At 70.8% G+C, this 21,212-nt stretch carries 22 protein-coding genes; 15 read left to right on the plus strand and 7 right to left on the minus strand.

The features are described 5' to 3' along the window. The 9 genes from IEY95_RS30820 to IEY95_RS30860 all read left to right on the plus strand — a co-directional run bounded on the left by IEY95_RS30820 (position 1) and on the right by IEY95_RS30860 (position 9,156). Positions 1-960, plus strand: coding sequence for an ABC transporter permease (locus IEY95_RS30820; protein WP_189189447.1), 960 nt, complete (start codon positions 1-3; stop codon positions 958-960). Further along, positions 957-1,838 (plus strand): ABC transporter permease, encoded by an 882-nt coding sequence (locus IEY95_RS30825; RefSeq protein WP_189189448.1) that lies wholly within the window; start codon positions 957-959, stop codon positions 1,836-1,838. The genes IEY95_RS30820 and IEY95_RS30825 overlap by 4 nt, the downstream gene beginning before the upstream one ends. Then, positions 1,835-3,481, plus strand: coding sequence for a dipeptide ABC transporter ATP-binding protein (locus IEY95_RS30830; RefSeq protein WP_189189449.1), 1,647 nt, complete (start codon positions 1,835-1,837; stop codon positions 3,479-3,481). Before IEY95_RS30825 ends, IEY95_RS30830 begins: the two co-directional genes overlap by 4 nt. Positions 3,482-3,513: 32 nt before the next feature. Next, entirely contained in the window at positions 3,514-4,476 is a 963-nt protein-coding gene (locus IEY95_RS30835; protein WP_189189721.1) for an ROK family protein, read from the plus strand. 278 nt (positions 4,477-4,754) lie between these two features. After that, positions 4,755-5,633 (plus strand): hypothetical protein, encoded by an 879-nt coding sequence (locus IEY95_RS30840; RefSeq protein ID WP_189189450.1) that lies wholly within the window; start codon positions 4,755-4,757, stop codon positions 5,631-5,633. A 107-nt stretch (positions 5,634-5,740) separates the two neighbouring features. Further along, positions 5,741-5,992, plus strand: a complete 252-nt coding sequence (locus IEY95_RS30845; RefSeq protein ID WP_189189451.1) for an NfeD C-terminal domain-containing protein — start codon at positions 5,741-5,743, stop codon at positions 5,990-5,992. A 15-nt stretch (positions 5,993-6,007) separates the two neighbouring features. After that, positions 6,008-7,207, plus strand: a complete 1,200-nt coding sequence (locus tag IEY95_RS30850) for a flotillin family protein (RefSeq protein ID WP_189189452.1) — start codon at positions 6,008-6,010, stop codon at positions 7,205-7,207. Continuing rightward, positions 7,204-7,377 (plus strand): hypothetical protein, encoded by a 174-nt coding sequence (locus IEY95_RS30855; RefSeq protein WP_189189453.1) that lies wholly within the window; start codon positions 7,204-7,206, stop codon positions 7,375-7,377. The genes IEY95_RS30850 and IEY95_RS30855 overlap by 4 nt, the downstream gene beginning before the upstream one ends. A gap of 312 nt (positions 7,378-7,689) precedes the next feature. Next, positions 7,690-9,156, plus strand: coding sequence for an FAD-binding protein (locus IEY95_RS30860; RefSeq protein WP_189189454.1), 1,467 nt, complete (start codon positions 7,690-7,692; stop codon positions 9,154-9,156). A gap of 79 nt (positions 9,157-9,235) precedes the next feature. Here IEY95_RS30860 and IEY95_RS30865 read toward each other — a convergent pair whose 3' ends face one another. The 4 genes from IEY95_RS30865 to IEY95_RS30880 all read right to left on the minus strand — a co-directional run bounded on the left by IEY95_RS30865 (position 9,236) and on the right by IEY95_RS30880 (position 12,432). Next, the gene (locus IEY95_RS30865; RefSeq protein WP_189189455.1) at positions 9,236-10,183 is read right to left on the minus strand and encodes a TauD/TfdA dioxygenase family protein; all 948 of its coding nucleotides are present in this window, start codon (positions 10,181-10,183) and stop codon (positions 9,236-9,238) included. A 260-nt stretch (positions 10,184-10,443) separates the two neighbouring features. Next, on the minus strand, positions 10,444-10,911 hold the full coding sequence (locus tag IEY95_RS30870; protein WP_308429355.1) for a peroxiredoxin: 468 nt from the start codon (positions 10,909-10,911) through the stop codon (positions 10,444-10,446). After that, on the minus strand, positions 10,908-11,288 hold the full coding sequence (locus IEY95_RS30875; protein ID WP_189189456.1) for a DoxX family protein: 381 nt from the start codon (positions 11,286-11,288) through the stop codon (positions 10,908-10,910). The genes IEY95_RS30870 and IEY95_RS30875 overlap by 4 nt, the downstream gene beginning before the upstream one ends. A 103-nt stretch (positions 11,289-11,391) precedes the next feature. Beyond that, a complete protein-coding gene (locus tag IEY95_RS30880) occupies positions 11,392-12,432 on the minus strand; it encodes a LacI family DNA-binding transcriptional regulator (RefSeq protein ID WP_189189457.1) in 1,041 nt (346 codons plus the stop codon). A 203-nt stretch (positions 12,433-12,635) separates the two neighbouring features. Between IEY95_RS30880 and IEY95_RS30885 the strand changes: the two genes are divergently transcribed. The 5 genes from IEY95_RS30885 to IEY95_RS30905 all read left to right on the plus strand — a co-directional run bounded on the left by IEY95_RS30885 (position 12,636) and on the right by IEY95_RS30905 (position 16,911). Then, entirely contained in the window at positions 12,636-13,418 is a 783-nt protein-coding gene (locus tag IEY95_RS30885; RefSeq protein ID WP_189189458.1) for a TIM barrel protein, read from the plus strand. A gap of 64 nt (positions 13,419-13,482) precedes the next feature. Further along, complete coding sequence (locus IEY95_RS30890; RefSeq protein ID WP_189189459.1) at positions 13,483-14,508, plus strand: Gfo/Idh/MocA family oxidoreductase; 1,026 nt, start codon at positions 13,483-13,485, stop codon at positions 14,506-14,508. Positions 14,509-14,619: 111 nt separating this feature from the next. After that, on the plus strand, positions 14,620-15,075 hold the full coding sequence (locus tag IEY95_RS30895) for a MarR family winged helix-turn-helix transcriptional regulator (RefSeq protein ID WP_189189460.1): 456 nt from the start codon (positions 14,620-14,622) through the stop codon (positions 15,073-15,075). Continuing rightward, complete coding sequence (locus IEY95_RS30900) at positions 15,072-16,091, plus strand: ABC transporter ATP-binding protein (RefSeq protein ID WP_229703485.1); 1,020 nt, start codon at positions 15,072-15,074, stop codon at positions 16,089-16,091. The genes IEY95_RS30895 and IEY95_RS30900 overlap by 4 nt, the downstream gene beginning before the upstream one ends. Next, entirely contained in the window at positions 16,051-16,911 is an 861-nt protein-coding gene (locus IEY95_RS30905; protein ID WP_189189461.1) for an ABC transporter permease, read from the plus strand. Before IEY95_RS30900 ends, IEY95_RS30905 begins: the two co-directional genes overlap by 41 nt. 27 nt (positions 16,912-16,938) lie before the next feature. Here IEY95_RS30905 and IEY95_RS30910 read toward each other — a convergent pair whose 3' ends face one another. Next, complete coding sequence (locus IEY95_RS30910) at positions 16,939-19,671, minus strand: SpoIIE family protein phosphatase (protein WP_189189462.1); 2,733 nt, start codon at positions 19,669-19,671, stop codon at positions 16,939-16,941. Between the two features lie 187 nt (positions 19,672-19,858). Between IEY95_RS30910 and IEY95_RS30915 the strand changes: the two genes are divergently transcribed. Next, entirely contained in the window at positions 19,859-20,095 is a 237-nt protein-coding gene (locus tag IEY95_RS30915) for a DUF6296 family protein (protein ID WP_189189463.1), read from the plus strand. On the opposite strand, the gene IEY95_RS30920 is transcribed toward IEY95_RS30915, so the two are convergent. Both IEY95_RS30920 and trxA read right to left on the minus strand, forming a co-directional pair. Beyond that, positions 20,067-20,612, minus strand: a complete 546-nt coding sequence (locus tag IEY95_RS30920) for a GNAT family N-acetyltransferase (protein WP_189189464.1) — start codon at positions 20,610-20,612, stop codon at positions 20,067-20,069. The two genes, IEY95_RS30915 and IEY95_RS30920, sit on opposite strands and share 29 nt — an antisense overlap. 151 nt (positions 20,613-20,763) lie before the next feature. After that, on the minus strand, positions 20,764-21,207 hold the full coding sequence (gene trxA, locus IEY95_RS30925; protein WP_189189724.1) for a thioredoxin: 444 nt from the start codon (positions 21,205-21,207) through the stop codon (positions 20,764-20,766). Positions 21,208-21,212 lie beyond the last annotated feature (5 nt).

Genomic DNA, 21,212 nt, shown 5'->3' on the forward strand with positions numbered 1-21,212 from the left:
ATGGACACCTTCCTCTACCTGACCCGGCGCGTCCTCCAGTCGCTCGTGGTGATCCTCATCGTGACCGTGGTGGTCTTCTGCCTGCTGCACGCGCTGCCCGGAGGTCCCGCACGCGGGATCCTCGGCCCGCAGGCTACCGCCCAGCAGATCGCCCAGTTCAACCACGAGCAGGGCCTCGACCGCTCGCTCCCCGTGCAGTACCTCTACTACCTGCGCACGCTTCTGCACGGCGACCTCGGCACCTCGTACACCCTGAATGAGGCCGTCTCCCGGCTCATCGAGCAGCGCTTGCCGAAGACGCTCGTCCTCACCGTGCTGTCCGCACTCGTCGGACTCGCTCTCGCGGTTCCCCTCGGCATGTGGCAGGCGGTCCGGCGCAACAGGCCCGTCGACTACGTCATCACGACGCTCAGCTTCGTCGCCTACTCGACGCCCGTGTACTTCCTCGGACTCGTGTTGGTGCTCGTGTTCACCCAGCTCCTGCCCTGGTTCCCGTCGCAGGCACCCCAGGGCGACACGCTCGGGCAGGTGCTCGCGCAGCCGAACGCGCTCGTCCTGCCGGTCGTCGCGGGAGCCGCGTCCATGGTCGCCGTGTTCAGTCGGTACATGCGCGCCGCGACGCTGGAGAACCTCTCCGAGGACTATGTACGGACCGTGCGCGCCGGCGGCTCCGGGCCGCGCGCGATCCTGTGGCGGCACGTGTTCCGCAACTCGCTGACCCCCGTCGTCGCGATGCTCGGTTACTACGTGCCGGTGCTCTTCGGTGGGGCGCTCGTGGTCGAACAGCTCTTCAACTACCCCGGAATGGGGCTGCTGTTCTGGAGCGCCGCGCAGTCCTCCGACTATCCGGTGCTGCTCGGCTGCGTCCTCGTCATCTCCGTCGCCACCGTCGTCGGCACGCTGCTCGCCGACGTCGTCCAGCGGATCATCGATCCCCGAGTGAAGGCGGGCCGCGCATGAGCGCCGTATTGCCGGTGACACCACCAGTTGAGGCGGCTGCCGGGTACCGGCACTCCGTGCGCCGGTTCGCGAGGAACAGACTCGCCGTCGCCGGGCTCGTGGTCGTCATCCTGTTCCTGCTCTTCTCCTTCCTGGGCCCGTTGTTGTACTCGACCGATCAGACCCACACGAACCTCACGCAGGTGAATCTCGCCCCCGGCGGCGCGCACCTGCTCGGCACCGACGCCGTCGGACACGACGAGCTCGGACGGCTCATGTACGGCGGCAGGGTGTCGCTTCTCGTGGGCCTGGCGGCCGGCATCCTCGCCACCGTCATCGGCACGCTCTGGGGAGCGATCGCCGGCTATGCGGGCGGCTGGATCGACGCCGTCATGATGCGCGTCGTCGACGCCGGGATCGCGATCCCGGCGCTCTTCATCCTGCTGGTGGTCTCCGCCATCACCACCCCGGACACCGTCGGACTCATCCTCATCCTCGGTCTGGTGTCGTGGCTGGTGCCGTCGCGGCTCGTCCGGGCGGAGACCCTCACCCTCAAGAACCGCGACTACGTGCTGACCCTCCGCGCCGTCGGAGGCACTCACGGGCGGGCGATCACCCGGCACATCCTGCCGAATTCGGTGTCGACCATCGTGGTCGCCGCGACCTTCCAGGTCGCCGACGCGATCCTGCTCGTCGCGTACGTGTCCTATCTCGGCCTGGGCGTGCAACCGCCGTCCACCGACTGGGGCGGGATGCTGTCGGCCGGGCTCACCGCCGCCTACTCCGGACGCTGGTGGCTGATCGTTCCGCCGGGCCTCGCCATCATCCTCGTCGTGTGTGCGTTCAACGCGATCGGGGACGGGCTGCGGGACACGTTCGACGTGAGGGGGCGGGGATGAGCATCCTGGAGATCGAGAACCTGGGCGTGACGTTCTCGACAGAGACGGGTGACGTGCCCGCCGTCCGCGACGTGTCGCTACGTGTCCGACCCGGTGAAACGCTCGCCCTGGTCGGCGAGTCGGGCTCGGGGAAGTCGACGGTCGCGCTCGCCGCGATGGGGCTGCTGCCGGGCAGCGCCCGCGCCACGGGCCGCGTCCGCGTCGGTGGGACCGATGTCATCGGCGCGGCCGAAGCGGACCTCGCGGGCCTTCGCGGGCGTACCGCGTCGATGGTGTTCCAGGAACCCGCGACCGCGCTCGACCCGCTGACCCGGATCGGCGCGCAGATAGCCGAGGTCATACGCAATCACCGGCCCGTCCCGGTCAAGGACGCCGCCCGAGAAGCGGTCGAACTGCTGCGCCGTGTCGGCATCCCCGAGCCGGAGAGGCGGGCCTTTGCGTACCCCTTCCAGCTCTCGGGCGGTCAGCGGCAGCGCGTGGTCATCGCCATGGCGATCGCGAACGCGCCGAGCCTGCTCATCGCGGACGAACCGACCACCGCGCTCGATGTCACGGTGCAGGCCGAGATCCTCGACCTGCTGCGCGGGCTCGCCGCCGATTCCGGTACGGGGGTGCTGCTGGTCACGCACAACATGGGCGTCGTCGCGGACTTCGCGGACCGCGTCGCCGTGATGCTCCAGGGGGAGGTCGTGGAGACGGGCCCGGTGGAGGAGGTGCTGCTGCGGCCCACGGACGACTACACCCGACGTTTGTTGGAGGCGGTGCCGAGGCTGTCCCTCGCCGATCCGCCAAGTGGCGCTCGCGACCGGCCCGTTGAGGAGCCGGTGGTCGATCTCCGAGAGGTGTCGGTGCGTTTCGGCCGCGGTCGCCGGGCAGTACGGGCGCTCGACGGTGTCTCGCTCACGGTCCGTCCCGGCGAGACCGTCGGCCTCGTCGGTGAGTCCGGCTCCGGCAAGTCGACCGCGGCCCGTGTCGCACTCGGCCTGGTCGCGCCCTCCGCGGGCTCGGTCTCGCTCTTCGGCGCCGACCTCGGCAGAGCCGGGGGACGAGCGCGTCGCGCCCTGCTGTCCGGCGTCGGCGTGGTGCTGCAGGATCCGGTGGCCTCGCTCGACGCCCGGATGAGTGTGGGGGAGTGCGTCGCCGAACCGTTGCGCGTGCACCGCAGGGGCATGTCGTCGGCCGAACGCCGGGCCCGGGTCGCGGACGTACTCGAACTCGTGCGTCTGCCACGGGACTTGGCGCACCGGGGGCCACGTGAACTGTCCGGGGGGCAGCGTCAGCGGGTGAGTCTGGCCCGCGCGCTGGTCCTTCGGCCGCGGCTGCTGGTCGCCGACGAGCCGACGAGCGCACTCGACGTCAGTGTGCAGCGGTCGGTGCTGGAGGTGATCCGCGAACTCCAGGACGAACTCGGCTTCGCCTGTCTGTTCGTCTCCCACGACCTGGCCGTCGTGCAGCAATTCGCCCAGCACGTCGTCGTCCTGCGCGCCGGGCGCATCGAAGAGGAGGGCAGCACCGCGACCACGCTTCTGCACCCGCGCACCGACTACACGCGGCGGCTCATCGCCGCCGTGCCCGTACCGGACCCTGTCCTGCAACGCCGTCGTCGCGACGAACGCCGGGCCGCCATGGGGGTCAAGGCGTGACCGCATCCCACCCCGGCCGCCCGACTCCCGAGGTGTACGCCGGTGTCGACATCGGCGGCACGACCACCCAGGTCGTGCTGTGCACGGCCGACCTCGCCGTCGTCGACAGCGTCGAGGTGCCCACGCCGGCCGCGCGCGGCGGGCAGGCGATGATCCGCGCCGCGCTCGACGCGCTGGGTCTGCTCCAAGGCCGTGTGCCCTCTCGCCTGCTCGGGGTCGGAGTCGGCGCGGCGGGCGTGGTCGACACCCGTACCGGGCGCATCCTCGTGGCGAGCGACTCCTTCACCGGCTGGGCCGGATTCCCGGTGACGGCGACGATCGAGAAGGCGCTCGGCGTACCGGCCTTCCTCGACAACGACGTCAACGCCTTCCTCCGCGGCGAGGTGTCCAAGGGCGCCGTCGCGGGCGAACCGCACGTACTCGGGATGACACTCGGCACCGGAGTCGGCGGCGCGCTGTGGATGAACGGCACGCTGGTCGAAGGCCCGCACGGGGCCGCGGGCGAGATAGGGCACATCCCGGGTTTCGGTGAACTTCCCTGCACCTGCGGCGGCCGGGGCCATCTGGAGACACTCGCCTCCGGGCGCTCCATCGCCACGCGCTACGGCGAGCGGACGGGACGGAACCTCACCGCGTGGGGTGTCGCCGAGGCGGCGGTCGTGGGGGATGCCGACGCGATCGCCGTCTACGAGGCGGCGGGAGCGGGGATCGCCCGCGCCCTCTTGATCACGGCGGGCCTGGTGGACCTCGCGACCTTCGTGATCGGCGGCGGCGTCAGCAGGGCGTGGGAGCTCCTCGAACCGCCGATCCTGGCGACGCTCGCCGCCGAGCCGCCCGTCAGCGGGCAGCCGATCCGCGTCGTACGGGCGCGGCTCGGCAGCGGTGGCGTCGCGCTCGGGGCCGCGTCGCGTGCGCGTACGGAACTCGCGGCGGCGACACCGGATCAGGCGGCGACACCGGTCCAGAGGGCGTCCTCGCCGCCTCCTCGGCGGTGACGTGCCTCGTGGGCGGTGAGGCGTCACCTCCTGATGGGTGAGCCGTCACCTCGTGGACGGTGGATCGCCCCTGGGCCGGTGAGGCGTCGTCCCTGGACGGTGCGTCGCCTCCTGGTCGGTGAGGCGTCGCCGCCCCTGGACGGTGCGCCGCCTCCGGGGCCATGAGTCGCTTCCTGGACGGTGAGCCGACGACTGACGTCCATTCATTGGTCTGTACATGACCATCATGTCGGGCCAGACTGTGCGCCGAACACACCCCCCACCGAGGAGTCGACCTCATGCGCATGCTCGCACGGCAACGTTGTCACGCCGCCCTGGCCGGTCTCGTCACACTCGCCACGGCGGTCGTCCTGTCCGTCGCCACCACCGCGCCCGCCACGGCCGCCGACGCCTGGAACGAGGTGGGCTCGGACCGTGCCGATCCGCTGACCGAGAGCCAGGGCCTGACCTCGGTCGAGGTCCCGGCCGGAAGCGCCAACCGTTACACCGGCATAGGTACCATCCCCTCCAGCGTGAGCAGCCGCGGCTGGAACCACGTCGGCGACCCGGACGCCTCCTACAACGGCTACTACATCGAGCCGTATCAGAGCGACTCCGGCGGCTCGAAGATGTTCCGAGTGCAGGCACCGGGCGGCGGCTGGTCGGAGTACGTCCACGCGCTGAGCGCGGGAGAAGCGCTGAACAACTCGTTCGTCACCATCGCCCCGAGCGGTACATGGATGGTGTCCGGCGAGTACGGCACGATGAGCCGGCTGCTGGTGTTCCCGACCCCGGGCGTGAACCCGAGTACGTCCCCCTCGGCGAACCTGCCTCAGGCGTCCACGATCAACCTGGACCACGCGGTCCGTGACATACAGGGCTGCGACTTCGTCACCGCGACGCAGCTGTTGTGCTCGTCCGACGACCCGGCGGGCACGCTGTTCGGCATCACCAAGCCGCTGCTGCAGGTCGACCTGAGCGGCGAGCCCGGCTCGGCTGACGTGTCCGGCCATGTCACGGCGCTCCGCCAGCTCCCGCTGCGCAGCTCCTGCTCGGGCACGTTCGAGGCGGAGGGCATCGATTACGACCGGCGCACCGGCACCCTGCGCGTGATCGTCGTGTCGCCGGGCTTCTGCGTCCTGACCGACAGCAAGACCTACCGGTTCACCAGGAGCTGAGCGTCCGCGCCCTCGGCAGGCCACGAGGATCGACAGGAGCATAGGCGCCCGACGCAGGTGGGGTCTAAGGTCGGAAGGAGAACAAGAACGATTGGGGGCGGCCGACAGTGGTGCAGGACGACGCCGTGATCGGCTGCACGGGGGAACTACTCGTCGGCACGCGCGGAGCCGCTGGTCCCGGCGAGATCCTCGTGCGGGTGAGAGGCGGCTCCGAGACCTTCCTTGCCTGGTCGCAGGAGCCCCTGCCGACAGGGGCGACTGTGCTCGTGATCGAATCACGTGGATGTCGCGAGGTCGACGTCATCGAGTGGGCCGATCCGCTGGACGCGTTGGGCGGCGCTGCCGCCGACGCCGGCTAAGGAGAAGAAGACGTTATGTTCGGTTACCGCGTTCCCGCCCCCGACGAGGCGATGCTGATCTCGGGAGGCAGGCGGGGACTGGGGGGCGCGCCGTTCCGAGTGGTCACGGGGCACGGCAAGTTCGTGCTCCCGATCTTCCGCAAGACCCGCTTCCTCACCCTGTCGATGTGCGAGTCCGAAGTCACCGAGACCTGTGTCACCAGGCAGGGCATCGCGCTGCACGTTCGTGCCGTCATCGCGTTCAAGGTCGGTAACGACACCGAGAGCATCATCAACGCGGGCCAGCGGTTCCTCTCCGACCAGGAGCAGATGTCGGTGCTGACCGGCCGGATCTTCGCCGGCCATCTGCGCGCCATCATCGGCTCGATGACGGTCGAGGAGATCGTCACCGAGCGGCAGAAGCTGGCCGCGGAGGTCCTGGACACCTCCAAGACCGAGATGGCGAAGATCGGTCTGATCGTCGACTCGCTGCAGATCCAGTCGATCGACGACGGCGACACCGGCTACATCGACGCCATGTCCGCACCGCACAAGGCGGCCATCCAGCGGCAGGCCCAGATCGCGCAGGCCCAGGCCACCCAGGCCTCCGTCGAGGCGGAGCAGGTGGCGGCGCGCAACCAGGCCGAGTACGCCCGCCAGACCGCGATCGTGAAGGCGGAGTACTCGGCCGAAGTGGACCGCGCCCAGGCGCAGTCCGCCCAGGCCGGGCCGTTGGCGCAGGCCCACGCCCAGCAGGAGGTGCTCGCTGCCCAGACCGAACTGGCCCAGAAGGCAGCCCAGTTGCGCCAGCAGCAGCTGGTGGCCGAGATCGTGAAGCCCGCCGAGGCGGAGGCCGAGCGGATCAAGGTGCTCGCCATCGCCGAGGCGGAACGGATGAAGATCCAGGCCGAGGCCGCGGCCTCGCACGACCGTGTCGCCCTCGACCGGATGCTGATCGACCAGCTCCCGTTGATCGTGAAGGAAGCGGCGGGCGGTCTCGCCGGAGCGAACGTCAACGTCCTGAACGGCGCGGACGGCCTCGGCGAGATCGCGGCCGGCCTGGTCGCACAGGGCCTGACGATCCTGGACTCGGTCCGGCAGAACCTGAACGGTCAGAACTCCGACGGCCGCCCCGAGAAGGCGGGCGGCCCGCTCGAACTTCAGGGATTCGTGCGGACGCCGGAGAAGGGCACCGACGAGGACAAGCCGGAGGAGGGTCCGTCTTCGACGGCATGAGCCGCGAGATGGCGCCCGCCCCCGCCGAGTTGTGCCCGTGCGGGGGCGGCGCCCTGCGGCACACGGGTACGCTCCACATCGCCGTGCGCCCCGCTTCATGGCTCTATGGCGCCGGAGCGCTGGGCGACTTCAGCGGTGTCCCGCGTACCTGTGTCGCCGTCGATGTGTGAGCCGTGCTGCGTCGAGGTGTGAGCGGTGCCGTCCGACGTGTGAGCCGTGCTCGCTGCGGTGAGTGGGTCGTTGCTGTTGCTGTTGCCGACGCCTGAGCCGTGCCGCGTCGGCGCCTGAGCCGTGCCGCCTCGGCATGAAGTCGGCCGCCGTCCTCGCCCGGACGGCGGCCGCACTCGTCCCCCCTCATGCGGCAGCCGTGAAACAGGGTCGTTGGCGGGAATCCACGGTGGTCCCCCGCTCGTCTCAAGACCCAATCCCCTTAGACTCGGCCGGAGTTGATCGCTGCATCCCGCCTGCCCCAGGAGGAGCGCATGCCCCGGACACCCTCGCGACGCACCGCACTGCACGGCCTCGCGGCCGTCGGCGCCGCGGTGATCGGGTTCGACCCCTTCACCCGCAGTTGGGCGGTCAGCGCGTCCGACCGGCCGCTGACCGACCTTCCGCCGCTCGACGGGACCCTGCACACCGACGAGGCATCACTCACCGCGGCCGCCGACGACTTCGGACACATCGTCCACCGGCGTCCGGCCGCGGTCCTGCGACCGGGCTCCATCAGGGACGTCGTCGCGATGATCCGCTTCTGCAATGCGCATGGACTGCGGGTCGCCCCACGTGGTCAGGGTCACGCCACTCAAGGTCAGGCGCAGGTCGACGGCGGCCTGGTCATCGAGACCGCGCCGTTTGCGGCCATCGGTGCGGTCGGACGACGGAGTACCACGGTCACGGTCGGGGCGGGCGCCAAGTGGAGCGACGTGGCCAAGGCCACCCTGGCCCACGGCCTCACACCCCCCACCTTCACCGACTATCTCGAACTCTCCGTCGGCGGCACCCTGTCCGTCGGCGGGCTCGGTGGTCAGACCCATCAGCAAGGCGCCCAGGTCGACAACGTCACGGAACTGCAAGTCGTCACCGGCGCCGGAGAGTTCGTCCGCTGCTCCCCGACGCGCCACCGTGATCTCTTCCACGCCGTGCTCGCCGGACTCGGCCAGTGCGCGGTCGTCGTCGGCGCCACACTGCGTCTGGTTCCCGCGCCCGAGACCGTGCGCCACTACCTCCTCCCGTACGACGACCTGCGTACGTTCCTCGACGACCAACGACTACTGGTGCGGGAGGGCCGTTTCGCCTATGTCGAGGGCCAAGTCACCCCGGACAGCGAGGGAGCCTTCCGCGGCTACCTCCTCGAAGCCGTCGCCTACGGCCCTCCCGTCGGTCCCGCCCCCGACGACAGCGCACTGCTGCGCGGACTGCGTCACGACCCGTCCGGCGTGCAGACGTCCGACCTCGCGTACTACGACTTCCTCGACCGGCTCGCCCCCGGCGTCGCCGCCCTGAAGGAAGCGGGTCTTTGGGCGTACGCCCACCCCTGGCTCAATCTGCTGCTGCCTGGTCGCGAGGCCGTCGCTCTTGCCGGGTCCCTGCTCGACGACCTCACCTCGGCCGACCTCGGCCCGGGCGTCGTCCTCCTGTACCCACTGCTGAGCGAGCGGCTGCACGCGCCGCTGCTGCGCACCCCCGACGATCCCGTGCCGTACCTCCTGGCCGTTCTGCGTACGACGCCGCCCGACGACACCGCGACCATCGACCGTCTGCTCGCCGCCAACCGCACCGCGTACGACACCGTTCGCGCGGCAGGCGGCACGCACTATCCGGTCGGCTCCGTCCCCTTCGGCCCGTCGGACTGGCGCGACCACTTCGGCTCCGCCTGGCGCCAACTGGCCACGGCCAGACACACCTACGACCCGAACGGAATCCTGGTCCCGGGACAGGGCATCTTCTGACAGGACTCTGTCCTGACGCCCTGACGCCCTGACGTCCTGACGCGTCCTGACGTTCTGCCGCACGCCTGCCGGCCGTGGCTCACCAGCGCCGCGTCTCGCTGCCCACGATCGCCACCGACGGCTTGCCGTCGACCCCCTCCGGGACATCGCCTGTGAGCATCACGCGGTGCATGACCCGGGGGTGGTCGACATGGGCCGTGTCGCTGGGCGCCAGATGGATGGTGGCCCGGTTGTCCCAGAAGGCCACGCTGCCCGGCTCCCACCGGAACCGGACCGTGTACTCGGGCCGGGTCGCCTGCTCCAGCAGCATCTCCAGCAGCGCCCGGCTCTCCGCGCGGGACACCCCGAGGATCTGCTCGATGTAGTAGCCGTTGACGAACAGCACCCGCTCGCCCGTCTCGGGGTGCACCCGTACCAGCGGGTGGTCCGAGGCGATCTGATGGTCCAGCAGATGGCGCACATACGCGTCGTCGCCGGGCCGTGACTGGTACCCGACCCCGAGCCGGTGTTCCGCGCGCAAGCCGTCCACGAAGTGACGTACGGGCTCCGAGAGGCCCGCGTAGGCGACGGCCAGGTTGGACCAGGTCGTGTCACCGCCGTACGGCGGCACGGTCTCGGCGCGCAGGATGGTCGCGGCCGGCGGATCGACGCGGGCCCCGTGGTCGCAGTGCCACCCCCGCAGCAGGGAATGGCGGCGCCGTCGCAGCCACTCGTCGTGGTCCATCCCGTAGCGGCCGCCGAGTTCCAGCCGATCGGCCGTCGTCTCGACCTCGGGGAAGTCCCGGGGCGACGCACTGCCGCGTGACCTCAGACGGACCGGCTCGCCGAACCGCCGTGCGAACGCGACATGCGAGGCGTGATCCAGCCGCTGTGCCCGGAAGAACACCACCTTCCAGCGCAGCACCGCCGCCCGGATCCGGTCGACGACCTCGTCCGTCAACTCCCCGGCCAGGTCGACCCCGGTGATCTCGGCGCCGATATGGCCGGCGACCGGCTTCACTTCGAGACGGGTGGCCTGGTCTGTCATCTGGGCTCCGTTGATCGCGCGGGCGGCTCGTCGGGGACCAGCATGACCGCAAGGTCCGGCTCACGACAGGGCGCCTCACGGGGGAGACGCACGGGAGACGCGGCGTGCACACGGGGTGTGCCCCGTGTCGCGGACATGCCTGGTCGCACTCCCTGCCGGAGACCGGAACCGGAGTCGAAAATGAAGCGCAGTGAACGGGACCCGCCCACCATCCGCGAAGGGGTGGGCCCCGTTCACGCGGGCACTCCGCCGGTCGTGCGTCAGCTCCGGTGGTCGCGCAGCGCGGCCAGGGCCCGGTCGGCGTGCGCGCTCATCCGCAGTTCGCTGCGGACCACCTCCAGGACCGTGCGGTCCTGCGCGATGACGAAGGTGACCCGCTTGGTCGGGGCCATGGAGAAGCCGCGCTTCACCCCGAACCGCTCACGTACTGTCCCTTCGGTGTCGGACAGCAGCGGGAACCCGAGCGTGTGGCGTCCGGCGAACTCCTGCTGCCGGTCGACCGCGTCACCGCTGATCCCCACGGGGCGCGCGCTCGCGGCGGCGAACTCGGCGGCCAGATCACGGAAGTGGCAGGCCTCGGCGGTGCAGCCGGCGGTGAGGGCGGCGGGATAGAAGAACAGCACCACCGGCCCGTCGCCGAGCAGTTCGGACAGGCTCCGGCTCGCCCCGGTCTCGTCCGGCAGCGTGAAGTCCTCGACCGTGTCGCCCACGTTCACCCGAGACGTCATGACCGGACCTCCGCGCCCCGGGCGACACCGCGCGCCCACAGGACGAGCGGCACCTGCAGCGGCAGCCGCGCGAGAGCCGCCGCCTTGAGGGGGGCCGGACGACGGCGCCAGTCCACCGCCATCTGGACGTTGGCGGGGAATACGCCGACGAAGAAGGCGGCGGTCGCCAGCCCGGCGATACGCCGTGTACGGGGCAGCGCGACTCCTGCCGCCAGCGCGAGTTCGGCTGCACCGCTGGCATAGGTCCAGGTCCGCGGCGCTCCTGGCAGAGCACGCGGAATGGTCGCGTCGTACTGCCGTGGCGCGACGAAGTGGGTGACGCCCGCGGCAGCCAACAGGCCGGCGAGCAACAAGGGCGAGCGTTCCGATCGTGGCACGGTTCCTCCTCCAGGGGCCTGTCGCGGGATATTACTGGACGGTAAGTGACCGTGGGGCGAGGTGCACCCGTTGCCGGCCACCGGTGCCGGGAACGCGGAGGATTCAGGTGGCCGGGGGAGCGGCGGTGGTACCGCGCGTGACGAGGTGCGGTTCGACGACGATCTCCTGCCCCGGGCCCTCGGACGGCGCTTCGCCCTCCAGCCGTGCCACGGCCCGGCCGACCGTCAACTGTGCAAGATGTGCGATGTCCTGACGGACCGTCGTGAGGTCGACATGGGCGAGCCGGGCCAGACGGGTGTCGTCGAAGCCGATGACGGAGATCTCGTCGGGGACAGGTACGCGGGCACGCAGAAGCGTGTCGAGGACGCCGGTGGCACAGAGGTCGTTGAAGGCGAGGACGGCGGTGGGCCGACGGTCGGCGTCGAGGAGGGCGCGGGCCGCCGCGGCACCGTCCTCCTCGGTCGATCCGCCCGGCAGGACCTGCGCGTGCTCGCCCAGACCCTGGCGGTTCATGGCCGTACGGTAGCCGCGGCGCCGGTCGGCCGCGCCCGGCGCCCGGCCCCCGTCGATGTGGGCGATGTCCCGGTGGCCGAGGGCCACCAGATGATCGACGGCCTGGCGGGCGCCCTCGTCGTCGGCCGTCCGTACGACATCCACCCCGGAGGGGGGCGGCCGCAACCGCCGGGCCACGGAAACGACCGGCAGCTGTGCGGCGAGCTCCGCCAGCCGTGCGGCGGGGACCTGTGGACCGAGCAGGATCAGTGCCTCGCAGCGGTCGGCGAGCAACGCCTCCACGGCCTGCCGCTCGCTGCGGCTCGGGGCGACGGCGCCGAGGGCGATCTGGTAACCGGCGGGTTCGGCCGCGCTGTACAGGCGCTCCACCAGGTCGGTGTGGAACGGCTGCTGGAGCTCGAACTGCACCCCGAGCAGGCGCGAGCGGCTGCTGCGCAGCAGCCGCGCCCGGGAGTCGGGCCGGTAGCCGATCTCCTTCGCCGCCCGCAGCACCCGCTCCCGGGTGGCGGCCCCCGCGCCCTTGGCCCCGCGCATCACGACGGAGACCAGGGCGACGGAGACATCGGCCCGTGCCGCGACATCGGCGAGGGTCGGTCGCTTGCCGCCCGGGACCGCAGGGGTCGGTGACACGGCTGCCCTCCCTGGACGAAGTGTCGAAGCGTGCTTCCCGTCGAGGATCGTAGACCAGACGCGAACGCGCTGGTCGGCATTACTGCAACGTTCTAGCTCCGCGCCTTCGCGGAACCTTGACAAAGGCGCTCGGCGGCTGGCGTACTGCTGTTCCGGAACTAGAACGTTCTAGTCACCGGAAACCGGAATGGGGGCGACGAACGATGTACACATTGGCGGTCTGCGCCGAGATGGTCTTCCTGGACCTGTCGATCCAGGAGCGGGCGCGGCGGATCCATGACGCCGGCTTCCAGGTCGAGATCTGGGACTGGGCCCGGCACGACCTGAGCGCACTGTCGCGGACCGGGGCGGTCTTCTCCTCGATGACCGGCTACCTTCGCGGCAGCCTCACCGACGTGGACGGAGCGGCCGAACTGCTGCGTACCGCGGAGGAGTCGGTCAAGGCTGCTCAGCTGCTGGGATGCACCCGGCTGAACCTGCACGGCACCGGCCTCGACTCCCAGGGCCTTCCGGTCACCGCGGTCGCCGGTGAGGCCACCGGTCCGATGTGGATCGCCGCCCACCGCACGCTCACCCGCATCGCCGAACTGGGGGAGAGCGCCGGGGTGGTCTTCACCCTGGAGAACCTCAACACCGCGGTCGACCACCCCGGAGTGCCGTTCGCGAAGGCCGCCGACACTCTGGCTCTGGTGGCGGCCGTGGACCGGCCAGGACTGCGCATGAATCTCGACCTCTACCACGCGCAGATCGGCGAGGGGAACCTGATCGAGCTGGTCCGCCGCGCCCACGGCCGGAGCCTGATCGGCGAGATCCAGGTGGCCGATGTGCCCGGCCGCTGCGAGCCCGGAACCGGGGAGATCAACTACCCGGCCGTCGCACGCGCTCTCGTCGACCTCGGCTACGACGGCACCGTCGCCATGGAGGCCTGGGCCTCGGGCGACAGCGACCGCGCCCTGGAGCGCTTCCGCTCCGCCTTCACCCTCTGACGACGCACTCCCTGACGACGCCCTCCCCGCCCCGCACTCACTCACCCACGTACGGAGAACTCGCATGGCCTCGCAGCAACCGCTCGCCGTCGGCCTCATAGGCGCCGGACGGATGGGCTCCTTCCACGCCGAAACCCTCGCCCACCGTCTGCCCGGTGTCCGCCTCGCCGCCGTCGCCGACCCCGCCCCGGGCGCCGTCGAGCGCCTCGCCGCCCCGCTCGGCTGTGCCACGGCGTACACCGCGATCGTCGATCTGCTGGCCGACCCGCGGATCGAGGCGGTGGTGATCGCCACCCCGGCCCGCACCCACGCGGACCTGGTGGAGGCGGCGGCGCGGGCGGGCAAGGCCGTCTACTGCGAGAAGCCCATGGCGGTCACCCTCGCCGAGGCCGACCGTGCCGTCTCGGCCGCCCGAGACGCCGGGGTGGCTCTCCAGGTCGGCTTCAACCGGCGATACGACCCGGGCTTCCGGGCCGCTCACGACAAGGTCGTCGCCGGCGCCGTGGGCACCCCACAACTGCTCCGCTCCCTCACCCGTGACCCGAAGCTGGCGGACCCGGCGCCCATCCCGCCGTGGACGATCTTCCTGGAGACTCTGGTCCACGACTTCGACACGCTGCGCTACCTCAACCCCGGCGCCGACCCCGTCGAGGTCTTCGCCATGGCCGACGCCCTGGTCCGCCCCGATTTCAAGGACCGCGGACTGCTCGACACCGCCGTCGTCACGATCCGCTTCGACAACGGCGCGCTCGCCACCGCCGAGGCCAACTTCCAGGCCGTGTACGGCTATGACGTGCGCGGCGAGGTGTTCGGCTCGGAGGGCATGCTCACCCTGGGTGACATCCGCCGCACCCATCTGACCTCCTACGGCTCGGGCGGCATCACCGCCGAGTGCGTCGGGTACGACCAGGACCTCTTCCGCGACGCCTACGTGGCCGAGCTCGCCGACTTCACCGACCGCGTCCGCACCGGCCGCGCTCCCGCCGTCACGGGTGAGGACGCCCGCGCCGCGCTCTCCATCGCCCTTGCCGCCATCCAGTCGGTCACCGTCGGCGCGCCGGTCCGCATCGACGAACTCAAGGAACACTGACGACACCGCCCCCACGGGTACACCCCTGGGGTATGCCCGCAGGCTCTCCGCTTGCTCGCTCTTGACCGTCCCTTTTCCGAATTACCTCTGACACAGAGCTATTCTCGATGTGTGGAGTCCGAGAGTTTTCCCGAGGCGCTGGCCGACACCCTGGCCGGAGTGCAACGGCTGATCCGGCGGCGGCTGCGCAGAGGCATGACCGCTCCGCGGCTGCGCGGTGCGGAGGTCGAGCTGCTGCGCCTGGTCGTGGCCCGTCCCGGCATTCGTGTGTCGGAGGCCGCCAAGGAGCTCTACCTGGCGGGAAATTCGGTCTCGACTCTGGTCAACCAGCTGGTGCGGGACGGCTATGTGATCCGCGAGACGGACCCGGCCGACCGGCGGGCGGCGCTGCTGCTGCCCACCCCGGCGGCCGACGCTCGGCTGCGCGACTGGCGGCAGCGGCGCGCGGCGCTCGTACGGCGCCAGGTGGCTCGTCTCGACGAGGCCGACCGTGTGGCCCTGGAGGCGGCCCTTCCGGCCCTGCGCAAGCTGGCGGCGAACCTGCACGAGGAGGCCGAGGAGACATGACGCGGAACACGACCGGAGGCCAAGACCCCGCCCAGGACGGAAGCCGGGCCGTGGCGAACGGCGGCGCGACGGACGCGGCCGACGGCTGGGCCGTACCGACGGATGGCGGGAAGGGCGCGGCCGACGGACCTGCCGCGCCGACGGGTGGGGGAAAGGGTGCCGACGGACCGGCACAGGCAGCGGCTACCGGGACGGACGCCGTCACCTGTGCGGGGCTCGCGTACGCCTTCGGTGAGACCACCGCGGTCGACGGCCTCGAACTCTCCGTCCATGACGGTGAGGTCTTCGGACTGCTCGGACCCAACGGCGCGGGAAAGACCACGGCGATCCGCTGCATCACCACCCTCCTGCCCGTTCCCGCCGGCATGGTGCGTGTCTTCGGGCACGACGCCACCCGCGAACGCATGGCCGTACGGCGCCTGTTGGGCTACGTACCGCAGCAGCTCTCCGCCGACTCCGGGCTCACGGGGCGGGAGAACGTGGAGCTGTTCGCCCGTGTCTTCGACGTCTCCCGCCGGGAGCGCGCGGCACGCGTCGACCAGGCGCTCGCGGCGGTCGATCTCTCCGACGCGGCCGACCGGCTCGCCAAGACCTACTCCGGAGGCATGGTCCGCCGCCTGGAACTCGCCCAGGCGTTGGTGAGCGCGCCCCGGCTGCTGATCCTCGACGAGCCGACCATCGGCCTCGATCCGATCGCCCGGACGAGCGTGTGGGAGCACATCAACGCCGTGCGCGCCGCCACGGGCATGACGGTGCTCGTGACGACGCACTACATGGACGAGGCCGACCAGTACTGCGACCGGGTCGCGCTGATGCACCGCGGCCGCGTCCGTGCTCTCGGCACCCCCGACGAGCTCAGGACCGGCCTCGGTGCGCGACGTGGCGCCACGAACAACGGTGAACTGCCCACGCTGGAGGACGTCTTCCGCGATATCGCCGGCAGCGGCCTCGACGACCAGTCAGGAGACTTCAGCGATGTCCGAAACACGCGTCGCACCGCAACCCGTGTCGGCTGACCGCGTCCACCCCACCGGCCTCGACCTGCTCGTCGTACCGCCCCGGGCCCGGAGCGGCTGGAAGGTGCTGCCCGCCCGGGTCGGCGCGATGTGCGCGGTCGAGTTGCAGAAGCTCCGCCACGATCGCACCGAGTTGTACACCCGAGCGGTCCAGCCGGCGCTCTGGCTGCTGATCTTCGGCGAGACCTTCACCCGGATCAAGGCGATACCCACCGGCGGCATCCCGTACATCGACTATCTGGCGCCCGGCATCATCGCCCAGTCGGCCATGTTCATCGCCATCTTCTACGGCATCATGATCATCTGGGAGCGGGACGCCGGGATCCTCACCAAACTCCTCGTCACACCGACTCCGCGCTCGGCGCTCATCACCGGGAAGGCCTTCGCCGCGGGCGTGAAGGCGCTGATCCAGGCGGTCGTGGTGGTCGTCATCGCCGCGCTGCTCGGGGTGGCGATGACGTGGGACCCGCTGCGGCTGCTGGGTGTCGCGGTGGCCGTCGTCCTCGGCTCGGCCTTCTTCTCCTGCCTCTCGATGACGATCGCGGGCATCGTGCTGACCCGGGACCGGCTGATGGGCATCGGCCAGGCCATCACGATGCCGCTGTTCTTCGGCTCCAACGCCCTGTATCCCTTGGCCGTCATGCCCGGCTGGCTCCAGACCATCAGCAAGATCAACCCCCTCAGCTACCAAGTGGACGCGCTGCGTGGCCTGTTGCTGGGCACACCTGCCCATCTGGCCCTCGACTACGGGGTTCTCGTGCTGGCCGCCGCCCTCGGCATCCTGTCCGCCTCGTCCCTGCTGGGCCGTCTGGCCCGCTGAGCCCGGCCCCACGGCCGAGACGCACGTTCAGGGCAGCGGCTGCTCCGCCCAGATCACCTTGCCGGAGGGGTTGTAACGGGTGCCCCAGCGCTCGGCCATTTGTGCGACCAGGAACAGGCCGCGTCCGCCCTCGTCCGTGATCGCCGCCTGACGCAGGTGGGGTGAGGTGCTGCTGCCGTCGAAGACCTCGCAGATCAGGCTGCGGTCGCGCAGCACACGGATCCGGATCGGACCGCTGCCGTAACGGATCGCGTTGGTGACCAGCTCGCTGAGGATGAGCTCCGTGGTGAACGACATCTCGTCCAGTCCCCACTCCGCCAGCTGCCGGGTGACGGAGGCGCGCACCTCGGCGACGGCGGCAGGGTCGGACGGCACCTGCCACTCGGCGATCCGGTCGGCACCGAGCGCCTGGGTGCGGGCGACGATCAGGGCGATGTCGTCGCTCGGCCGGGGCGGGAGCAGGGCGTCGAGCACGGCCCGGCAGGTGTCCTCCGGCGACCGGTCGGCCCCGGCGAGGGCGGTGCGCAGCAGCTCCAGACCGCTGTCGATGTCCCGATCCCGGTCCTCGACGAGTCCGTCCGTGTACAGCACCAGACGGCTGCCCTCGGCCAGTTCGAGCTCGGCCGTCTCGAACGGGAGGCCGCCCAGCCCGAGCGGCGGACCGGCCGGCACCTCCGGGAAGTCGACGCTCCCGTCGGGACGCACCACCGCCGGCGGCGGGTGCCCGGCCCGAGCGACGGTGCAGAGCCGGGAGGTCGGGTCGTAGATGGCGTAGAGGCAGGTGGCGCCGGTGACGGCGGCCCTGCTGTCCTCCGTCTCCTCGTCCTGGTCGATGCGGCCGACCAGTTCGTCCAGGAGTCCGAGGAGCTCGTCGGGCGGCAGGTCCAGGGCGGAGAAGTTGTGGACCGCCGTACGCAGCCGTCCCATCGTCGCCGCGGCATGCAGTCCGTGCCCGACGACATCGCCCACGACGACCGCGACACGGGCGCCGGGCAACGGCAGCACGTCGAACCAGTCCCCGCCCACTCCGGCCTGCGCGGGCAGGTAGCGATACGCGATGTCCAGGGCGCTCTGCCCCGGAAAGCTGCGCGGCAGCAGACTGCGCTGCAGCGTCACCGCCATGGTGTGCTCGCGGGTGTAGCGACGCGCGTTGTCGATCGAGACCGCGGCCCGGGCGACCAGCTCCTCGGCCAGGGCCCGATCCTCGCTGTCAAAGGGTTCGGGCTTCTCCGAGCGCCAGAAGTTGACCACGCCCATCACCAGGGGGCCCACCCGCAGCGGGACTGTGATCAGTGAGTGGATGCCGTAGTCCACGACCCGCCCGGTGCGCTCCAGGTCCTGGGCCAGCCAGCCCGGAGACCCACCGAGGTCGGGCTCGATGACGGCCTGGCCGGTGCGCAGGCTGTGGGCCTGCGGGGTGGAGCGGACGAAGCCGATGTGTTCGCCCACCGGATAGAGCGGAGCGTCCGTGCGGATTCCGCCGGACGCGGTGCGGCGCAGATCGGTGCCCGCCTCCGGCTCCTGCCCGTTCAGCACGGCGTCGGCCAGATCGACGGTGACGAAGTCCGCGAAGCGTGGGACGGCCACCTCCGCCAGTTCCTCGGCGGTGCGTGTCACGTCCAGGGTCGTCCCGATGCCCACCCCGGCTTCGTACAACAGTTTGAGTCGTTCCCGTGCCACGTCGGCCCGGCCGGAGAGCGCGCGCAGTTCGGTCGAGTCACGGAGCGTCGCGACACTTCCGGCCGGGCCGCCCTTGAGGTCCGTGGGCCGTTGGTTGATGGCCAGCAGCCGTTCGCCCACCAGGTGCACCTCGTCGGTGGCGACGCGTCCCGAGGCCAGCAGGTCGGCGGTGTCCGAGTCGAGACCGAGGTCGCGTACGTTCCGCCCCTCGGCGTCGTCGGGCAGGTCGAGCAGTCGGTTCGCCTCGTCGTTGGCGAGCACCAGCTGTCCCTCGCCGCCGACGATGATCACTCCCTCCCGGACGGCGTGCAGCACCGCGTCGTGGTGCTCGTACATCCGGGTCATCTCGTACGGGCCCAAGCCGCGGGTCTGGCGCAGCAGGCGCCTGCTCACGAGCGCCGTCCCGCCGGTGGCCAGGGCCAGCGCGACCCCGGCGGACGTCAGCATGAGCGGCAGCTGCCGGTCCGCGACACCGCCCACGTTCGCGATGGTGATACCGGCCGACACCAGGCCCACCACCTTGCCGTCGGGTGCCTCGACGGGCACCGTGGCCTGCACCAGCGGTCCCAGGGTTCCCGTGATCTCTTCGACGACGGGGTGCCCGGCCAGCGCGGGCGCGATGGTTCCGACGAATTTCTTGCCGATCCGGTCGGGCTTGGGGTGGGTGTAGCGGATCCCGTCGGTGCTCATCACGACGATGAAGTCCACGTTCGCCGCCTTGCGGGCGGCTTCGGCCCGTGACTGAAGCAATGCCGTGGGATCGGGGGCGCTGAGAGCCGCGGGGGTGCCCGGTGCGCGGGCGAAGGTCTCGGCGACGGCGAGTGAACGGTTGCGGGCCTCCTGGGTGCTGTCGTGACGTACCTGGAGCACCAGCGCCACCACCCCGGACACGACCAGGAGCAGCACGATCACCACTTGCAGGAGGAAGACCTGCCCGGCGACGCTGCGCCCGCCCAGCGCCGACCGGAGCCCGGCGGACGGGCCGCGTCGGTGCCTGCCTCCGTGTGGCCCCTCCTGATCGAGAGGGGTCTTGAGGCGGCGGGTCGACTGAGCCCGGGATCGACCCAATAGTCCGACCATGTGCCTATGTCTACACTGCCCGGCGCGTGGAGGCGAGAGGCGTCACGCAATGTGAACGAAGCTCGCCGGGGCCGTGTGGCACGGGCCGACGGCGTTCGTCGTCGCGAGTGCTGCTTCCGAGTGAATCTGGCCGCATCATGGAGGGGAACCTATTTGCCCACATTTGTCACCAGCGTGGGAGGGCGTCATGAAGACCATGGACCGCTACCGGCTGACCTTCACGCAGCCCGGATCGGGTACCGGCGTCGTGACGGACGAGGTGGTCGTCGAAAGGACCGACGCCCTCGGCCCGGGCGGCAACCCGGTGTACTGCGATCCGACGGGCATCCTCCGTGCCGAGATCAGCCCGGCGGGGGAGGTACGCATGCTGGCCAGTGGCGCCTACCAGTCGCCGATCAACCCCTCCGCCGAACCGATTCCCTGACGACGTCTGCCTCTGCGGGCACCGCCCGGTCGGTGTCCCGCAGTTCCCGGACGAAGCGAAGGCCCGGGCGACCGCTCAGCCGGATTTCGCCGACGGGCTGAAATCCCGTACGGGCCAGGACGGTTCGCGAGCCGCTGTTGTCCAGAGTCGTACGGGCCCGCAGCCTGCTCAGGCCGTACTCCGTGACGGCCAGGGCGCAGACTTCGCGCACAGCTGTCGTGGCGAGTCCCCGCCCCGCGGCCCGCTCGGCGATCCGATAACCGAGTTCGGCCGAACCGTCCGTCACGTCCACCAAGTTGACGCGTCCCAGCACCGCACCGCCACTGTCCACCACGAGGTGGAAGAAGTGCAGCCCCGCCGCCTGTTCGGCGAGCAACTCGTCGTGGCGTGCGTCGAAGTGGGCGAAGTACTCGTCGCCTCGGTCGGGAATCGAAGCGGCGAAGTAGTCCCGATTCTCCCGCTCGAACCGAAGAAGAGCAGGGGCGTGGTCGAGGCGCAGGAGCTGGAGTCGAGTCATCCCGCAATGCTATGCACCCTGATGCCGCTGACGCGGTGACGCCTCCGCGTTCCACACTGCCGTTCGGACCGTGTTGCAGTGCGGCCTCCACGGCCATTCCCCTTACGGAGCAGGGGAGTTAAGCAGCGACGCGGGTGCGTGGTGTATGCGTTCACCGGCGAACCGCCAGGCTCTCCTCGACCCACTGCCGCAGCGCCGGAGCGGGTGCCGCGCCCGTCGTGCGGGAGATCACCTCGCCCTTGTCGAGCAGCAGCAGGGTCGGTACGGCCTGCACCTGGAAGTGCTGGGCGAGCCGTGGATTCTGGTCGATGTCCACCTTGACCAACTTGACCTGCCCGGCGAGTTGGTGGGCCACCTGTTCCAGTGCGGGGCTGACCATCCGGCAGGGCCCGCACCAAGTGGCCCACAGGTCGACGAGGACGTACGGCTTCGCCTGCTCGGCGATCTCCGCGAAGTCCCGGTCGCCGGCGTCGGCGATCCACGCGAGCGGGGAGTGGCAGTTCCCACAGCGCGGGGTGCCCTCGGCCGCCGCCGGTACCCGGTTCTTGCGGCCGCACTGGTCACAGTCGATCGTCCTGCTCCGGCTGGTGGCCATCGGAC

This window comes from Streptomyces albiflavescens, assembly GCF_014645835.1.
GTDB lineage: Bacteria > Actinomycetota > Actinomycetes > Streptomycetales > Streptomycetaceae > Streptomyces > Streptomyces albiflavescens.

Coding starts and splice junctions, on each gene's coding strand:
- IEY95_RS30910 (WP_189189462.1), bottom strand. CDS start 19,671: ATGGTCGGACTATTGGGTCGATCCCGGGCTCAGTCGACCCGCCGCCTC.
- IEY95_RS30825 (WP_189189448.1), top strand. CDS start 957: ATGAGCGCCGTATTGCCGGTGACACCACCAGTTGAGGCGGCTGCCGGG.
- IEY95_RS30855 (WP_189189453.1), top strand. CDS start 7,204: ATGAGCCGCGAGATGGCGCCCGCCCCCGCCGAGTTGTGCCCGTGCGGG.
- IEY95_RS30860 (WP_189189454.1), top strand. CDS start 7,690: ATGCCCCGGACACCCTCGCGACGCACCGCACTGCACGGCCTCGCGGCC.
- IEY95_RS30905 (WP_189189461.1), top strand. CDS start 16,051: ATGTCCGAAACACGCGTCGCACCGCAACCCGTGTCGGCTGACCGCGTC.
- IEY95_RS30820 (WP_189189447.1), top strand. CDS start 1: ATGGACACCTTCCTCTACCTGACCCGGCGCGTCCTCCAGTCGCTCGTG.
- IEY95_RS30900 (WP_229703485.1), top strand. CDS start 15,072: ATGACGCGGAACACGACCGGAGGCCAAGACCCCGCCCAGGACGGAAGC.
- IEY95_RS30830 (WP_189189449.1), top strand. CDS start 1,835: ATGAGCATCCTGGAGATCGAGAACCTGGGCGTGACGTTCTCGACAGAG.
- IEY95_RS30865 (WP_189189455.1), bottom strand. CDS start 10,183: ATGACAGACCAGGCCACCCGTCTCGAAGTGAAGCCGGTCGCCGGCCAT.
- IEY95_RS30920 (WP_189189464.1), bottom strand. CDS start 20,612: ATGACTCGACTCCAGCTCCTGCGCCTCGACCACGCCCCTGCTCTTCTT.
- IEY95_RS30915 (WP_189189463.1), top strand. CDS start 19,859: ATGAAGACCATGGACCGCTACCGGCTGACCTTCACGCAGCCCGGATCG.
- IEY95_RS30840 (WP_189189450.1), top strand. CDS start 4,755: ATGCGCATGCTCGCACGGCAACGTTGTCACGCCGCCCTGGCCGGTCTC.
- IEY95_RS30870 (WP_308429355.1), bottom strand. CDS start 10,911: ATGACGTCTCGGGTGAACGTGGGCGACACGGTCGAGGACTTCACGCTG.
- IEY95_RS30890 (WP_189189459.1), top strand. CDS start 13,483: ATGGCCTCGCAGCAACCGCTCGCCGTCGGCCTCATAGGCGCCGGACGG.
- trxA (WP_189189724.1), bottom strand. CDS start 21,207: ATGGCCACCAGCCGGAGCAGGACGATCGACTGTGACCAGTGCGGCCGC.
- IEY95_RS30885 (WP_189189458.1), top strand. CDS start 12,636: ATGTACACATTGGCGGTCTGCGCCGAGATGGTCTTCCTGGACCTGTCG.
- IEY95_RS30850 (WP_189189452.1), top strand. CDS start 6,008: ATGTTCGGTTACCGCGTTCCCGCCCCCGACGAGGCGATGCTGATCTCG.